This window comes from Myxococcus hansupus, from assembly GCF_000280925.3.
GTDB lineage: Bacteria > Myxococcota > Myxococcia > Myxococcales > Myxococcaceae > Myxococcus > Myxococcus hansupus.
In genome coordinates this window covers 1,410,685-1,425,376 of sequence record NZ_CP012109.1, presented here as the reverse complement: position 1 = coordinate 1,425,376, position 14,692 = coordinate 1,410,685, and the positions used below count along the sequence as shown (strand labels likewise).

General features: G+C 70.9%; 14 protein-coding genes. 6 read left to right on the top strand and 8 right to left on the bottom strand.

The genetic code is table 11. The annotated features are described in order from the left end of the window. Positions 1–85: 85 nt before the first annotated feature. The 3 genes from A176_RS05885 to A176_RS05875 are packed head-to-tail and all read right to left on the bottom strand — an operon-like array spanning position 86 to position 2,836. Positions 86–889: a hypothetical protein gene (locus A176_RS05885; protein WP_002634512.1), complete on the bottom strand. Its 804-nt coding sequence runs from the start codon at positions 887–889 to the stop codon at positions 86–88. A gap of 11 nt (positions 890–900) precedes the next feature. Then, positions 901–2,088, bottom strand: a complete 1,188-nt coding sequence (locus A176_RS05880) for an ABC transporter substrate-binding protein (protein WP_002634513.1) — start codon at positions 2,086–2,088, stop codon at positions 901–903. Between the two features lie 10 nt (positions 2,089–2,098). Next, positions 2,099–2,836: a PspA/IM30 family protein gene (locus A176_RS05875; RefSeq protein WP_044889615.1), complete on the bottom strand. Its 738-nt coding sequence runs from the start codon at positions 2,834–2,836 to the stop codon at positions 2,099–2,101. A gap of 260 nt (positions 2,837–3,096) precedes the next feature. Between A176_RS05875 and A176_RS05870 the strand changes: the two genes are divergently transcribed. Continuing rightward, positions 3,097–4,464, top strand: a complete 1,368-nt coding sequence (locus A176_RS05870; RefSeq protein WP_002634516.1) for a sensor histidine kinase — start codon at positions 3,097–3,099, stop codon at positions 4,462–4,464. Between the two features lie 3 nt (positions 4,465–4,467). On the opposite strand, the gene A176_RS05865 is transcribed toward A176_RS05870, so the two are convergent. From A176_RS05865 to A176_RS05850, 4 genes are all read right to left on the bottom strand, one after another. Then, the gene (locus tag A176_RS05865) at positions 4,468–5,814 is read right to left on the bottom strand and encodes a 5'-deoxyadenosine deaminase (RefSeq protein WP_044889616.1); all 1,347 of its coding nucleotides are present in this window, start codon (positions 5,812–5,814) and stop codon (positions 4,468–4,470) included. Positions 5,815–5,834: 20 nt separating this feature from the next. After that, positions 5,835–6,239, bottom strand: coding sequence for a cytidine deaminase (locus A176_RS05860; protein ID WP_002634520.1), 405 nt, complete (start codon positions 6,237–6,239; stop codon positions 5,835–5,837). Positions 6,240–6,273: 34 nt separating this feature from the next. Continuing rightward, positions 6,274–6,639, bottom strand: coding sequence for a TIGR02266 family protein (locus tag A176_RS05855; protein WP_044889617.1), 366 nt, complete (start codon positions 6,637–6,639; stop codon positions 6,274–6,276). Between the two features lie 242 nt (positions 6,640–6,881). Then, positions 6,882–7,292: an SET domain-containing protein-lysine N-methyltransferase gene (locus tag A176_RS05850; protein ID WP_021781094.1), complete on the bottom strand. Its 411-nt coding sequence runs from the start codon at positions 7,290–7,292 to the stop codon at positions 6,882–6,884. A 430-nt stretch (positions 7,293–7,722) separates the two neighbouring features. Between A176_RS05850 and A176_RS05845 the strand changes: the two genes are divergently transcribed. Then, positions 7,723–8,331, top strand: a complete 609-nt coding sequence (locus A176_RS05845; RefSeq protein WP_002637902.1) for a DUF4328 domain-containing protein — start codon at positions 7,723–7,725, stop codon at positions 8,329–8,331. A gap of 88 nt (positions 8,332–8,419) precedes the next feature. Here A176_RS05845 and A176_RS05840 read toward each other — a convergent pair whose 3' ends face one another. Further along, positions 8,420–9,724 carry a thymidine phosphorylase gene (locus tag A176_RS05840; protein WP_002637903.1) on the bottom strand — a complete coding sequence of 435 codons (1,305 nt, stop codon included), beginning with the start codon at positions 9,722–9,724 and terminating at the stop codon, positions 8,420–8,422. A gap of 75 nt (positions 9,725–9,799) precedes the next feature. Between A176_RS05840 and A176_RS05835 the strand changes: the two genes are divergently transcribed. The 4 genes from A176_RS05835 to A176_RS05820 all read left to right on the top strand — a co-directional run bounded on the left by A176_RS05835 (position 9,800) and on the right by A176_RS05820 (position 14,543). Next, on the top strand, positions 9,800–10,993 hold the full coding sequence (locus A176_RS05835; RefSeq protein WP_002637904.1) for a BMP family lipoprotein: 1,194 nt from the start codon (positions 9,800–9,802) through the stop codon (positions 10,991–10,993). Positions 10,994–11,082: 89 nt separating this feature from the next. Beyond that, on the top strand, positions 11,083–12,513 hold the full coding sequence (locus A176_RS05830) for an ABC transporter ATP-binding protein (protein WP_002637905.1): 1,431 nt from the start codon (positions 11,083–11,085) through the stop codon (positions 12,511–12,513). Continuing rightward, positions 12,506–13,621, top strand: a complete 1,116-nt coding sequence (locus tag A176_RS05825) for an ABC transporter permease (RefSeq protein WP_002637906.1) — start codon at positions 12,506–12,508, stop codon at positions 13,619–13,621. Before A176_RS05830 ends, A176_RS05825 begins: the two co-directional genes overlap by 8 nt. Beyond that, positions 13,614–14,543, top strand: coding sequence for an ABC transporter permease (locus tag A176_RS05820; RefSeq protein ID WP_002637907.1), 930 nt, complete (start codon positions 13,614–13,616; stop codon positions 14,541–14,543). The genes A176_RS05825 and A176_RS05820 overlap by 8 nt, the downstream gene beginning before the upstream one ends. Positions 14,544–14,692: the final 149 nt, after the last annotated feature.

Here is a 14,692-nt window from a genome sequence, read left to right as displayed (position 1 = left end):
CCGGATGATGGGCAGGCGGCGAACGGCGGGCGCCCTGGCCGCGCGCGGCGCGTCACGGCCGGGCAGGCAAGACCGCCCGGGCCCCTCAACGCACCCGGCCGCCATGGGGCAGCGGACCGCGCGTCTCCTCGGAGAACTCGAGGAACTGCTCCATCTGCCGCACGGACTCCTCGGTGGCCTCGGCCTCCGCGCTCAGCATGGTGAGCTGGCGGTTGACGACCTCCGGGTCCCGGATGGCCACCGACTGCTCGTGGGTGAGCCGCATCAAGTCCTCGATGCCCGCGAGCTGGTGGCTCACCACCTCTCGGCTCTCACCGGCCTGCTCGAAGCGCGCCAGCCGCTTGCGGAGGATGTCCACGCGGTTCTGCTTCACGTCCTTCAGCCGCGGGTTCGTCTCCCGCGCGAGGTCCGCCTCCAGCTCCGCCACCTCGCGCTGGAGGTGTTCGCGGTCCGAGCTGTTCAGGTACGTGCGGTACTGGTTCAGCGTGGAGATGAGCCGCAGGAAGGACGTGAGCAGCGCGTCCAGCCGGGGCTCGCTGTCCGCCTCCAGCACCTTGCCACCCGGCAGCTTGCGGTAGTTGGCGAGGATCTTCTCCTTCAGCCCCACGAGCTGCTGGTAGTGCTCGCGCTGCGAGGGCGCCAGGTCCGCCTGCAGCGCGTTCAAGGCCTGGGTGGCGGCCTCCGGGTCATGGAGCGAGTTGGCCCGCACGGCGCGCTGGAAGCGCTTCATGGACGAGGCGACGCCCAGGTAGAGGCCTTCCAGCCCCAGGGCCACCAGCATCGGCAGCGGCTCGCCCGTCATGGCCGCCGAGGCGGCCGCCGTGCCCAGTCCCACCAGGTTGGCGGGCATCAAAAAGGCGGCCTTGATGTAGTTCGGCGACTTCGCCACGTCCGTCCTCCTCAGGGGCCACGTGCTTCCGACACGTACTTCAGGGCCCCGAGGTCCTTCGTGTCCTCCGCCGGAGGCACCGGGGGGCCCTGCTTCAGCTTCTGGAAGAGCGCGGCGGCGCTCTGAAACAGCTCGTCATAGGTGACGGGCGCCTCGCCGGAAAGCCCGAAGAAGGCCCGATTGTCCGCCAGCGTGGCCGGCGGCGCGCTGCGGATGGCCTCGATGGGGTCGCCCAGGTACGGCGCCACCTCCCCCAACATCCGGGCCCCCGCCGTCGGGTCCTTCAGCACGCTCTGTCCGGTGTCGAGCAGGCCCCGCAGCACCCGGCGCACCGCGTCCGGGTAACGCGCCGAGAAGTCGCCACGCGCCACCAGCACCGTGGCCACCAGGTGGGGGGCATCCGCCGTCGTCGCCAGCACCGCGCCTCCCCTGTCCCGAGCCGCCAGCTCCACGTCCCCCCACAGCCCCACCACGGCGTCCGCGCGGCCCTCGCGCAGCGCCCGTCCCGCATCCAAGGTGGTGGGCAGCTCCACCCAACGCACGTCCGTGATGCGCAGCCCCGCGCGCGCCAGCAACCACAGCGCGAAGTAGTGCGAGGAGCCATACGGATACACACCCAGGCGCTTGCCGCGCAGGGAGGCGAGGTCCGCTACGCCCACGGCGGCCAGGGCCTCCTGCCCCCGGCTGCGCCCCACCAGCATCAACGTGCGGGGCGCCGCATCCCGCAGCGCCGGAGCCCAGGCCGCCAGCCGGTCCACGGAGAGGGTGGCCATGTCCACGCCGCCGTTCTCCGCGCCAATGGCCAGCGCGTGCCGCAGGTCCTCCTCCTTGGCGAAGAGCACCGCCCGCGCGTCCAGGGCATAGGCCGTCTTCAGGAGCCCCTGCGCCGCGCCGGGCGGAGGCACCGGGTTGTCCAGCGTCGTCGCCCCGCCCGCCGCCACCAAGAGGCCCGCCGACGAGCCCCGGGGGCTGAAGCCGATGAGCACGGGGCGCAGGGGAACCGAGGCCACGTCCGCCACCGGGGCCGCCACGCCGGCCGGGAAGTCTCCGGGCGACAGGCGGACGGCCACACGGGTGGACGGGAAGTACCGCTCCTGCAAGCGGTCCAGGTACCCCAGGCGCGACGCGAGCGCATAGCTCGCGCCGAGCACGCAGAGGAACAGGAAGAGGAAGAGACCTGGACCGCGGTGGAGCTTCATTCAGCGGGGACTACTCGACTCCCACCTTCTTGCCGATGGTCTTTTCGGGGCTGCTGCCCACCTCGGACACCGGCGCGGGGCTGTTCATGAGCCCCATCTCCATCTTGAACTGCTTCACCAGCTCGTTGGCCTGAATCTTCTCGGCCTCTTCCTCGATGTTCGCCGCGGTGTGGTCCACCGACTCGAGGGCCATCTGCATGCGGGCCTCGTTGATGGCGGACTTCTCCTGCACCTTGCGCAGCATTTCATCGTGGGTCGAGTCGATGCCCGCCACGGTGAAGGACTCCATCGTGTCGGCGACCTTGGCCTGCCACTTGGCGCGGCGCGCCTCGCGGATGGCGTTCATCGCCTCCTGCGTCTTGCGCTCCTTCTCGCGCATGAACGCCTTCTTCACCGACAGCGCCTTCTCGTAGGCCTGGCGCGCGGTGGCGAGCTGCTGCTCGTTGCGGGCCAGCGCCTCCTTCTCCATCTGGAGCTTGGAGGCATACTGCGCGGCCAGGTCATCGCGGCCCGCCTGGATGCCGGCCTTCACCTTGGCCGTCAGCGAGCGCACGTCGTCCTGGTACTTGGCGTTCTCCTTCTCCAGCAGCGTCACGTTCGCCCGCACCATGGCGATGGACTCGTTCATCTTCGGGACCTGGTCGTTCAGGTCACGGACGTTCTGCTCGAGAATCAGCTCCGGGTCCTCGATGGAGGAGACGAAGAATCCGGCGAAGCTGCGCATTGCTCTCTTGAATCGTTGCCACATATCGGCGGTCTACCTCCATCCAGACCTACTTGCAGCCACCTTACACGATCCCCGGGGCGAGCAAGCAGCCACAGTCCCAATGTCTGCCCAATGTCTACGCGCCTCTACCTAAGGCGATTGCGGCGGATTCAAAAGCGCGGCGCGGCACTTCTTCGTCCGAAAACGCGCTCGCCCCCACCGCCCCCTCCCGTCCGTCCGCTTCCGCACGGTCGGTGGCAATACTTGCAAGCGAGGAAGGAAGCGGAGAAAAACACGTCTCTGTGACGTCCTTGCCTCCCGTGCCCGGCCCGCTCGACGAGACGATGTCGCGGGCGATGGATGCCCAGCGGCGGAGCGTCGTGGGCGCGGGCGCGGCGGTGCGGCTGGTGGGCGCGGCGTTGTTCCTGACCATCAGCACCACGCTGTGGCTGTCGGGTGGCCGGGACTGGTCCATGTACCCGCCCGCCCTGGGGCTCTACGCCGCGGTCGCCGCCACGCTGTTCATGCTCCGCCGGCGGCGCCTGGCCCGGGGCCTGGGCGTGGTGCAGTCCCTGGTCGACGTGGCGCTGGTGTACTGGCTCCAGTCCGTGGCCCTGCCCGTCTCGCCCTTCCCCGCGGGGGTGGCGGGCTTCAGCCTGGGCCTGTTCTCGCTCGTCGTCGTCCTGAGCGGGCTGAGCATGCGCGGCAGCGTCGTCTACGGCACGGCGGTGCTGGCCGGCCTCGCCCAGACGGACTTGATGCGCCGGGCGGACGTGGGCTGGGGCGCGGTGGCCATCGCCGTGGTGGCGCTGGTGCTGGTGGCGGTGGTGAGCCACTACGGCACCGGCCGGCTGCGGCACCTCGCCGTGACGCTCACCCGCGTGGAGGTGGAGCGGGCCCTGGAGGCGCGGCGCTTCCAGGAGGTGGAGGACGCGCGGCGCACCATCGTCCGCATGCTGGAGGAGGCCCAGTCGAAGAACGCCGAGCTCCAACTGCTGCAACGGGACATGGAGCAGCTCACCCAGTTCCTCGTGCATGACCTGCGCTCGCCCCTGTCGGCGCTGACGCTGTCGCTCTCCTGGATGGAGCACGAGCTGCCGCGCGAGGGCATCCTCGGGGAGTCCGTCCGCACCGGGCTGGCCGTCACCGCGCGCCTGGACCGGATGATCTCCGACCTCATGGACGTCCCCCGCCTGGAGGAAGGCCGGATGGAGCCCCTCAAGGTGCCCTTCCCGGCCGTGCGTGTGCTGGAGGACGTGCGCCGCTCGCTGGAGGGCGTGGCCCGCTCGCGCAAGCTGACGCTGGACGTGCAGGCCCCCGCGGACCTCGTGTTGATGGCGGACGCGGACCTGCTGGTGCGCGTGGTGGAGAACCTCACCACCAATGCCCTGCGCTACACCCCGTCAGGTGGCCGGGTGCGGCTGGAGGCGGGCGCGGACGACGGCGGACGGTGGCTCGCGGTGCGCAACGACGGGCCGCCCATCGCCCAGGAGGCGCGCGGGCGCATCTTCGACAAGTACGGCCAGGCCAACACGGAGCGGGACAGCCGCCGCGGCTATGGCCTGGGCCTGTACTTCTCCCGCCTCGCCGCCGAGGCCCATGGCGGACAGCTCGCCGTGGAGGACGCGCCCGGGTGGTCCACGTCCTTCGTCGTGCGGCTGCCCGCCTGAGCGTCAGCCCGTGCGCGCCTTCTTCGGGCGGCGCTTGAGGATGCGCTCCACGTTCGCGTTCGCGTTCGCCAGCACCGACGCCGCGTCCAGCGTGGTGAGCACGCCGTCTCGCAGCACCGGCTGACCGTCGATGAAGACGTGCGCCACGTCGCTGGCCCGGGCGGAGTGCACCAGCGGCACCAGCACGTCCTCGGGCGTGGGGCCCGCGTGCAGACCGCTGATGTCCACCACGGTGATGTCCGCGCGCTTGCCGGGCTCGAGCGAGCCCACCTCGTCCTCCAGGCCCAGCGCCCGGGCGCCGTGCAGCGTGGCCATCTCCAGCACGCGCATGGGCGTCATCGCGCACGGCCCCACGCGCGGGTTGTGCATCACCGCCGCGAGCCGCATCTCGTTGAAGATGTCGAGCGTGTTGTTGCAGGGCGCGCCGTCCGCGCCCAGCGCCACCGTCACGCCGGCGTCCAGCAGCTCCGGCACCTTGGCGTAGCCAGAGGCCAGCTTGAGGTTGGAGCCGGGGCAGTGGCAGACCACGGTGCGCGTGTCGCGCAGGATGTCCTGCTCCTCCTGCGACAGCCACACGCAGTGGGCCATCGTCACGTGCGGGCCGGACATCCCCACCGTGTGGAAGAAGGCCACGTTGTCCTCGCCGCCGGTGTACGCGCGGACCGCGTCCGTCTCCTTCGCGTTCTCGCTGGCGTGCGTGTGGATGCGCAGGCCGTGCTCCTTGGCCAGTCGCGCCACCTCCCGCAGCAGCTCCGGGGTGCAGGACAGCACGAAGCGCGGGGCGAAGGCGTAGCGCAGGCGCCCGTCGTGCGTGCCGTGCCACCGGTCCTTCAACGCCAGGCTCTCCCGCAGCGAGTCCTCGGTGCTCTCGCGCAGGCCCGCGGGCACGCTCGCGCCCGCGTCCATCATCGCCTTGCCGCCCACCAGCCGGAAGCCGGCGTCCCGGGCGGACTCGAAGACGGCGTCGTAGTGGTACACGCTGCCCATGTCGAGCGCGGCCGTGGACCCGGAGCGGATGAGCTCCGCGAAGGTCAGGTCGGCCGAGGCGCGCATGGACGCCGCGTCGTGCGAGGCCTCGAAGGGCCAGATGCGCTCACGGAGCCAGTCCAGCAGCTCCAGTCCGTCCGCGCGGCCGCGGAAGAGCGTCTGACAGGCGTGGAGGTGTCCGTGGATGAGCCCCGGCAGCACCACCTTGCCTGTCACGTCCACCACCCGCCGGGTGCCTCGGGGCTTGATGCCCCGGCCCACCTTGGCGATGCGGCCGTCCTGGACGAGGACGTCCGCCTCCACGAGCACCTCGCGCTCGCGGTTCATCGTTACAACCGTGCCACCAGTCAGGAGCAGATCCACGGCGTGCTCAGGCTCTCTCGCTAGAAGAAGTCTTTGGTGAAGGCATGCGGAAGCAGCCCCCCCAGGGTGTAGCGCGCCTCGCCGCCCTGGGGCGTCCGGCTGCGCACGGGCAACTCCTGCCCGCCAAATTCGGCCATGACCTGCCGGCACATGCCGCACGGCGGACAGGGCTGGGGGGTGTCCACGACGATGGCCACCGCAACCGGCTGCGTGTGCCCCTGCGCCACGCCCGCGGCGAAGGCGTTGCGCTCCGCGCAGACCGTCAACCCGTAGGTGGCGTTCTCCACGTTGCAGCCGGCCACGACGGCGCCGTCGGCATAGAGGATGGCGGCCCCCACGGGGAAGCGCGAGTACGGCACATGGGCACGCGCTCGCACGCGTGCGGCTTCCTCGAACAGGCGCTCCCAGGGAATCTCATCCGCCATGTCGCCCTCCTACTCGAAGCCGGACACCGGACCGTTACGGGCGGCCCGCGCCGCGCTGCACTTCGTCCAGGTGGCGCGCGATGGCCAGCTCGGACTCCACCGGCAGGTCCACGAAGCGCACCCGCGCCGACGGGAGGCCGCCCCCCTGCGCCACGTGGAGGACCTCGCCCTTCGCTTCCACCTCGTCGGGGAGGATGGGCAGGCTGAAGCGCACTTCCACCCGCGCCCCCTGCTCCCAGCCCGTCCCCTGCCAGGCACAACCGCCCAGGGACAGGTCCCCGTCATGCTGCTCGAAATCCCCCGAGCTGCCCTCCCGGCGCACCTTCAGGCGCATGGGAATCCGGGGTGAATCCCGCCGGTCCTCGGCCTTGTCGCTCATCGAGTCGTTCCTCTCGGCCATCGCCGTAGCCTCCTGCCACTCATGCCCGCGCCACCGCCCGGGGTGTTGAAGACAACCCACGGGCCCTGGCGCCGCGAGCCCATACCGTAGACGCACGCTGGCGTCTCGTCCGAGGTGACCTGCTCCCGCCTCCCCACCCTTCCACCCCGGCCCATCACCCCGGCATCATACGGGGGAACACCGGCCCGCGAGGCCCGGAATTTGGGGCTCCCACCGTTCGGCGGGGGGGTTTGGACCCGGATTCAGGCGGGGACGCCCTGCTCCCGGGACATCCACCAGTCCTCGCCGTAGCTGATGCAGAGCTGCTCGCCGGGGTGGATGTCGCGCAGGGCGTGGTAGCAGAAGAGGTCCCGGGCCACCTCGCGGTGGTAGGCCGTGTTCGGCTCGCGGGCGTGGTTGTAGATCATCCCGTAGCCCAGCACGAGGGCCACCCACTCGCCCTCCCGAGGCGCCTCGTTTGCGGCCCACTGGAGCTGGAACACATAGTCCTGGAGCTGCGGGTTCTGGGAATGCGCGCGCGGCAGCTTGACGTAGTGGCATTCCTCGATGAGGTCGCCCGCCTTGATGAAGGCGTCGGTGAAGACGCCGTAGCCCCACGCACACGGCCGGACCTTCACGCCCGGATGGATGTACAGCGCTGCGCCCTGATTCATGGTCCCCTGGCCCGCATGGCTTCCGGGAAAGAATGGCGCCTTCCCCGTGCGGGGTGAAGCCACAAGGTGGCCGCGTCCTGGCGACCGGGCAGGTCCGGACCGCCTCTGTGCGGCGGTGCGCCAGTCCGCTAGAGTGCGCCACCGAAGCCCCTCCCCGCCCGCCCCCCAGCCCATCCCACCGCGCGTTGCGTGCGCGGCGCACCACCCGTGTGTCCTCGAGCCCATGCTGTCCCAACCTGCCGTCCCTGAAACCACCCCCGTCTGTCCCGACCACGCTGGTGAGCCGACCACGGGGACGTGTGAGCGCTGCGGTCGTTTCCTTTGCGCCCAGTGCACCCAGCCCGTGCCATCCCTGTGCGTCCCGTGCCACGCGAGACAGCTCCGAACGCTGCCGCACACGTCGGGCCGGGCGAAGTGGACGCGCGGAGTCTTGTACGCGGGCGTCGCGGTGGCCGCCGTCACCGGACTGCTCCATGCCTGGCTCATCCTGAACCTCGAGGGCGGAACCACGCCCTCGTTGGAGGATGCGCAGGCCTACGACTCGCTGAACGTGGCGCTCACCCTCGCCAGCTCGCTGGTGATGGTCACCACCATCATCAGCTACCTGCGATGGCTGCACCTGAGCGTAAAGACAGCCGTGTCACTGGGCGTCAGCACCGAGGAGCCTCGCTGGGCGGTCTTCGCCTGGTTCATCCCCTTCTACAACCTGGTCAAGCCGTACGAAGTGGTGCGCGACCTCTGGTTGAACCTGGGCGGCGCACCGGCTCAACAGGCCTTGTTGAGGGGGTGGTGGGCCGCGTGGCTCATCGGCAATGGCCTCTCCAACGTCAGCGCCTCGCTCTTCAACAAGATTGGCGATGGCGGCGTCGCCATCTCCACCGCCCTCACCGTGGGGATGATTTCCGAAGCCATCAGCGTCCTGTCCTCGGTGCTCTGCATCCGCGTCATCGAGGACATCGAGTCGATGATCGCCAGCCGCCGGGCGGACCTCGACACCGTCATCGCCCGGGCGGACGCCCAACAGCCATCCCTCGGCTGACGGTCAGCGCGGCACCGGCCAGAAACACGAAAGGCCCCGCGCCGAACCTCGGCCGGGGCCTCCGGAACCACGACAGCGAACGGGCGCCCTACTCCACCCGCTCGCGGACGAGCGGCCTGGGCGCCGGAGCCGCGTCGCCGAAGTGATACGCCGCCAAGAGGCGCGCCTTCACGTTCTCCAGCGGGCCCGCGTCGTTGTAGTGCACGCGCACCACGGGCTCGCCCTGCTTCACGGCCTCGCCCGTCTTCTTCAGCAGCGTGAAGCCCACGGCGGGGTCAATCTTGCTGTCCGTCCGCTGCCGGCCGGCGCCCAGCGCCACCGCGGCCAGGCCCACGCCCTCCGTGTCGATGCCGGTGACGAAGCCGTCCCGGGTCGCCACCACGTCCACGGTGGACTTCGCCTGCGGCAGCAGCGAGTAGTCGTCGATGGCGCGCGGGTCTCCGCCCTGCACCTGGACAATCTCCTTCAGCTTGCGCACCGCGCTGCCATCCTCCACCACCTTGCGCAGCTTCTCGCGCGCCTCGTCGATGGTGGCGGCCTTCTTGCCCAGCACCAGCATCTCCGCCGTCAGGGCGTAGGTGATTTCGGTGTAGTCCTCCGGCGCGTTGCCGCGGAGCATGTCCACCGCCTCGATGACCTCCAGCGCGTTGCCCACCTTGCGGCCCAGCGGCTGGTCCATGTCGGTGAGCAGGGCCACGACCTTCTTCCCCATCTCCGCGCCCAGGCCAATCATCGTCTTCGCCAGCGTGCGCGCGTCCTCGTCGCGCTTCATGAAGGCGCCGCTGCCCACCTTCACGTCCAGCACCAGCGCGTCGATGCCCTCCGCCAGCTTCTTGCTCATGATGGAGGAGGCAATCAGCGGGATGCAGTCCACCGTCGCCGTCACGTCGCGCAGCGCGTAGAGCTTCTTGTCCGCGGGGGCCACCTGCGCCGTCTGGCCAATCAGGCAGCAGTTCACCTCGCGCACCAGCCGGCGGTACTCGGACGTCGGCAGGTTGACGTTGAAGCCGGGGATGGACTCCAGCTTGTCCAGCGTCCCGCCCGTGTGCCCCAGGCCGCGGCCTGAAATCATCGGCACCGGCACACCACAGGCGGCGGCCAGCGGCGCCAGGCTCAGGGAGACCTTGTCCCCCACCCCGCCAGTGGAGTGCTTGTCCACTTTCACACCCGGGGTGTCGGACAGGTCCAGGACCTCGCCGGACTCCAGCATGGCGCGGGCCCAGGCGCCCAGCTCCTGGGAGTCCATGCCCCGGAAGAAGATGGCCATGCACATGGCCGCCATCTGGTAGTCCGCCACCGTCCCCGCGGTATACGCCTCGATGAACGCGCGGATGTCCGCCGGATCCAACCGGCCGCCATCCCGCTTGGCCTTGATGAGTTCGTAGGGTTGCACGAGGCGAGGCCATACCAGGAACCCACCCCTTCATGCACTCTGGGAAAGGTCGGGCATCTGGTAGATAGGCCCCTCATGATGCTCCGCCTCCACGTCCTTGCCCTGACCGCGCTCCTGTGCGCGTGTTCCAAGCAGAAGGAAGAAGCGCCCTCCGCCGGGGCCCAGAGCCCCGCTGCCTCCGGGAAGACGGAAAAGAAGGCCCTCCCCGTGGGCCTCGTCATCGACGTGGGCGGCCGAGGCGACCACTCGTTCAATGACGCGGCGCTTCGTGGCCTGGAGCTGTGGGCCGCCGGCAAGCGCTACGAGGGCGGCAAGTACGTGGACGCCTCGCCCGACGAGGTCCGCAAGTCGCTGCCGCCCCACCTGGCCTCGGAGGCCGCCAGCTTCAAGGCGCTGCCCGTGCGGCCCATCGTCCTGCAGAGCAAGGCCCAGGAGGACTACGTCCCCAACCTCCAGCTCCTGGTGGACCAGGGCACCCGGCTCACCGTGGGCAACGGCTACATGCTGGCCAACGCGGTGCGCACCTCCGCCCAGGAGAACCCCCAGGCGCAGTTCCTGCTCATCGACAGCCAGGTGCTGGACGCGCAGGGCAAGGCGATGAAGCTCCCCAACGTGCGCACGGTGCTCTTCAAGGAGCAGGAGGGCAGCTTCCTCGTCGGCGCGCTCGCCGGGCTGGTGACGAAGTCGAACAAGGTGGGCTTCGTGGGCGGCATCGAGGTGCCCCTCATCCAGCGCTTCGAGGTGGGCTACCGCGCGGGCGTGAAGACGACCAACGCCCAGGCCTCGCAGGCCCTGATGTCCGTCTACACCGGCAGCTTCAACAACATGGCCGCGGGCAAGCAGGTGGCGCAGGACCTCATCTCCAAGGGCGCGGACGTCCTCTTCCACGCCGCGGGCGCGGACGGCATCGGCGTCATCCAGGCGGTGAAGGAGGCGCGCGCCGCGGGCAAGAGCGTCTACGCCATTGGCGTGGATTCGGACCAGGCGCACGTGGCGCCGGACGCCATCCTCACGTCGATGATGAAGTACACCGACCTGGCCATCTACCAGGCGGCGAAGGACCTGGTGGACGGCTCGTTCGCCGCGGGTGAGCAGGTGCTCGGCCTCAAGGAGAACGGCGTGGGCATGGCCGAGGTGCGGGTGGACTTCCCCGGCAAGGCGGAGACGCTCCAGAAGGTGGAGGCCCTGCGCCAGCGCATCATCGCCGGCGAGCTCCAGGTCCCCGCCCTCCCGGCGGACCTCGCCGCCTTCCAGGCGACCGCGCCCTGATTTCCCTCCAGCACATCCACAAGGCCTTCGGCACCTGCGTCTCGCTGGCGGACGCGTCGCTGGACGTCCACCGGGGCGAGCTGCTCGCCATGGTGGGTGAGAACGGCGCGGGCAAGTCCAGCCTGATGAACGTCCTCTACGGGCTCTACCAGCCCGACGCGGGCGTGATGACGCTGGACGGCCAGCCGGTGCGCTTCAAGAGCCCGCGAGACGCCATCGCGCGGGGCATTGGCATGGTGCACCAGCACTTCATGCTCGTGCCCACGCTGTCGGTGGCGGAGAACGTGGTGCTCGGCCGCGAGCCCACGCGCCGGGGGCTGCTGGACCTGGAGCGCGCGGTGCAGGAGGTGGCCGCCACCTGCGCCCGCTACGGCTTCCAACTGGAGCCGCGCGCGCGGGTGGACACGCTCAGCGTCGGCTCGCAGCAGAAGGTGGAGATCGTCAAGGCGCTGCACCGGGGCGCGCAGGTGCTCATCCTCGACGAGCCCACCGCCGTGCTCACGCCGCAGGAGTCCGACGAGCTGGCGCGCGTCATGCGCGGGCTGGTGGCGCAAGGGCACACGGTGGTGCTCATCAGCCACAAGTTGAAGGAAGTGCTGGGCGTGGCGGACCGCATCGCCGTCATGCGCCGGGGCCGCTGCGTGGCCGAGGTCCGCGCCGCCGACACCACCGCGGAGCAGCTCGCCGCGCTGATGGTGGGTGAGAGCCAGCGCCCGCCGGCCGAGGCCACGCACGTTCCACGGACCGAGGCGCCCGGCGACGTCGTGCTGGAAGCGCGCGGGCTGGAGGCCTCGGGCGACAACGGGCGGCCTGCCCTGCGCGGCGTGGACCTGGAGGTCCGCGCGGGTGAAATCGTCGGCATCGCGGGCGTGGACGGCAACGGGCAGCGCGAGCTGGCGGAGGTCCTCACCGGCCTGCGCGCCTTGTCGTCCGGAAGCGGCACGCTGCTGGGAGGCCCGCTGCGAGGCCTCACGCCGGCCCTGGCCCGGGCGCGCGGCGTGGGGCACATCCCCGAGGACCGGCACCACCGCGCGGTGGTGAAGGCCATGAGCGTGGAGGAGAACGTGGCCCTGGGCCGGCACACGCGGCCGCCCTTCGCGAAGGGCCCGTGGCTCGACTTCAAGGGCCGCCGTGAGCGTACGCGGGAGCTGACGGTCGCCTACGACGTGCGGCCTCCCGACCCGGAGGTGGCGCTGCGCGCGCTGTCCGGCGGCAACCAGCAGAAGGTCGTGGTGGCGCGCGAGCTGGATGCGCGACCCAGGCTGCTGGTGGTGGTGCAGCCCACGCGCGGGCTGGACGTGGGCGCGGTGGCGCAGGTGCAAGCGAAGCTGCGCGAGGCGCGCGACCAGGGCACGGGCGTGCTGCTGGTCTCCCTGGACCTGGAAGAGGTGCTGGCCCTGGCGGACCGCGTCTATGTGTTCTTCGAGGGCCGCGTGACAGGCCACTTCCCGCGCCACGCGTTCGACGAGCGCGAGCTGGGCCGGCGCATGCTGGGCGCCACGGAGCCGGCCCATGCCTGAGCGCGTGAGACAACTGCTGCCGTCGGTGCTCTCCGTGCTGCTGGCGCTCGGCGTGTGCTGGGCGCTCATCGCGTTGACGATGGAGCCGGGCACCGCGACGGACGCGTACCTGCAGATGCTGTGGGGAGGCATCGGCAACTGGCCCGCGTACCTGGACGGCGCGGCGCCCACCGTCATCACCCGCCCGCTGGGCGAGTCCGCGATGAAGGCCGCGCTCCTCACGCTCACCGGCCTGTCCGTGGCCGTGGCATTCAAGGTGGGCCTGTTCAACATCGGCGCGCAGGGGCAGATGCTGCTGGGCGCGCTGGCCGCGGCCGTCGTCGGCGCCCACGTGACGCTGCCCGGCGTGTTGCATGTCCCGGCGGCGCTGCTGGGCGCGGCGCTGGCGGGCGCGGCGTGGGCGGGCATCGCCGGCCTGCTGCGCATCTACCGGGGCGTGCACGAGGTCATCTCCACCATCATGCTCAACTGGGTGGCGCTGAGCCTGGTGGACAACTGGCTGGTGGTGGGGCCGCTGCGGGGCGCGGCCGAGGGCGGCCAGTCCATCACCGGCACCGCCGAAATCCAGGCCACCGCCGTGCTGCCGCGCCTGCTGAGCGACGGCTCGCGGCTCAACCTGGGCTTCCCCCTGGCGCTGGTCGCGGCGCTGGCCGTGTGGGTGTGGTTGACGCGCACGCGCTCCGGCTTCGAGACGCGCACGGTGGGCCTGGGCGCCGAGGCCGCTCGCGCCGCGGGCATCCCCGTGGCCCGCCGCATGGGACTGGCCATGGCGCTGGCCGGGGCCATGGCGGGCCTCGCGGGCGCGGTGTTGGTGCTGGGCACGGAGGGGCGCTACCCCGGCACGCTGGGCGCGCCCTACGGCTTCGACGGCATCGCCATCGCGCTCATCGGCAACAACCATCCACTGGGCGCCACCGTGTCCGCGCTCTTCTTCGGCGTGCTGCGCGCGGGTGGCACGCGCATGCAGCTCCTCGGCGTGCACAAGAGCTTCCCCGAGCTCATCCAGGGCCTGGCGCTGCTGTTCGTCGCTGGCCGCATGGTGTGGCTCGCGGTGCTGCGCCGGCGAGGCGTGGCGCCCACCGTGGCGGCGGAGGTGCCCCGTGCTTGAAGTCCTCCACTCGCTGCTGTTCTCCACGCTCGACGCCGCGCCCGCGCTCATTTTCGCCGCCCTGGGCGCGGTGCTGTCCGAGCGCGCGGGCGTCATCGCAGTGGGCACCGAGGGCATGATGCGCGTGGGCGCCTTCTGCGCGGCGGTGGCGGCGCTGGTGATGCCCACGCCCCTGGCCGTCGTCATGGGCATGCTCGCGGGCGCGGCCCTGGCCGGCGTGCACGGCTTCCTCAGCATCCGCTGGCGCTCGGACCAGGTGGTGTCGGGCATCGCCCTCAACCTGGTGGCCCTGGCCGGCGGCACCTTCCTGCTGGAGTCCCTCTACGGCCCCAACGGCACCCCGCCGATTGAGCAGCTCTCGCGCTGGAACATCCCCGGCCTGAGCGGCGTGCCGGTGCTGGGCGCCTTGTCCGGGCACTCCGCGCCCACGTACCTGGCGCTGGTGCTGCCCTTCGTCTTCCAGGGCCTGCTCACGCGCACGCCGCTGGGCCTTCGGCTGCGCGCGGTGGGCGACAAGCCCCAGGCGGTGGCCACCCTGGGCCTGTCGGTGGCGGGACTGCGGTGGGGCGCGGTGTTGGGCAGTGGGCTGCTGGCCGGACTGGGCGGCGCGGTGCTGTCCACCGCCGTGCTGGACCGTTTCGAGCAGCACACCCCCGCCGGACTGGGGTTCATGGCCCTGGCCGCCATGGTCTTCGGCCGGTGGACCCCCGTGGGGGCCTTCCTCGCCGCGACGTTCTTCGCCTTCGGTAACGCGCTGCGCATCGGCCTGGTGTCCAGCGCGCCCGGCATCGTCGAGCTGGTTCCCCAGGGCGTGCTCCTGGCCCTGCCCTACCTGCTCACGCTGATCGTCCTGACGCTCCAGGGACAGCGCAGCAGCGCTCCCGCCGCCCTCGGGACGCCCTATGAGCAGGAGTCTCGCTGATCGCGAGTCGTCACGGAGGGTCATTTTAAACCCGGGTACAAATCGATTTAAGGTCGCGATTGACCCCACCCGCTCGCGAGGACGCGCGTTGGGGCCGACTTTCTCCAGTGTCCCAACGATTCAACCCCCCGCCGTTACTGGGTCGTTTT

Excerpts from the sequence above, each read along its gene's own strand:
- A176_RS05880 (WP_002634513.1), bottom strand. The coding sequence starts at position 2,088 with ATGAAGCTCCACCGCGGTCCAGGTCTCTTCCTCTTCCTGTTCCTCTGC.
- A176_RS05875 (WP_044889615.1), bottom strand. The coding sequence starts at position 2,836 with ATGTGGCAACGATTCAAGAGAGCAATGCGCAGCTTCGCCGGATTCTTC.
- A176_RS05860 (WP_002634520.1), bottom strand. The coding sequence starts at position 6,239 with ATGGCGGATGAGATTCCCTGGGAGCGCCTGTTCGAGGAAGCCGCACGC.
- A176_RS05855 (WP_044889617.1), bottom strand. The coding sequence starts at position 6,639 with ATGGCCGAGAGGAACGACTCGATGAGCGACAAGGCCGAGGACCGGCGG.
- A176_RS05850 (WP_021781094.1), bottom strand. The coding sequence starts at position 7,292 with ATGAATCAGGGCGCAGCGCTGTACATCCATCCGGGCGTGAAGGTCCGG.
- A176_RS05835 (WP_002637904.1), top strand. The coding sequence starts at position 9,800 with ATGATGCTCCGCCTCCACGTCCTTGCCCTGACCGCGCTCCTGTGCGCG.
- A176_RS05830 (WP_002637905.1), top strand. The coding sequence starts at position 11,083 with ATGGTGGGTGAGAACGGCGCGGGCAAGTCCAGCCTGATGAACGTCCTC.
- A176_RS05825 (WP_002637906.1), top strand. The coding sequence starts at position 12,506 with ATGCCTGAGCGCGTGAGACAACTGCTGCCGTCGGTGCTCTCCGTGCTG.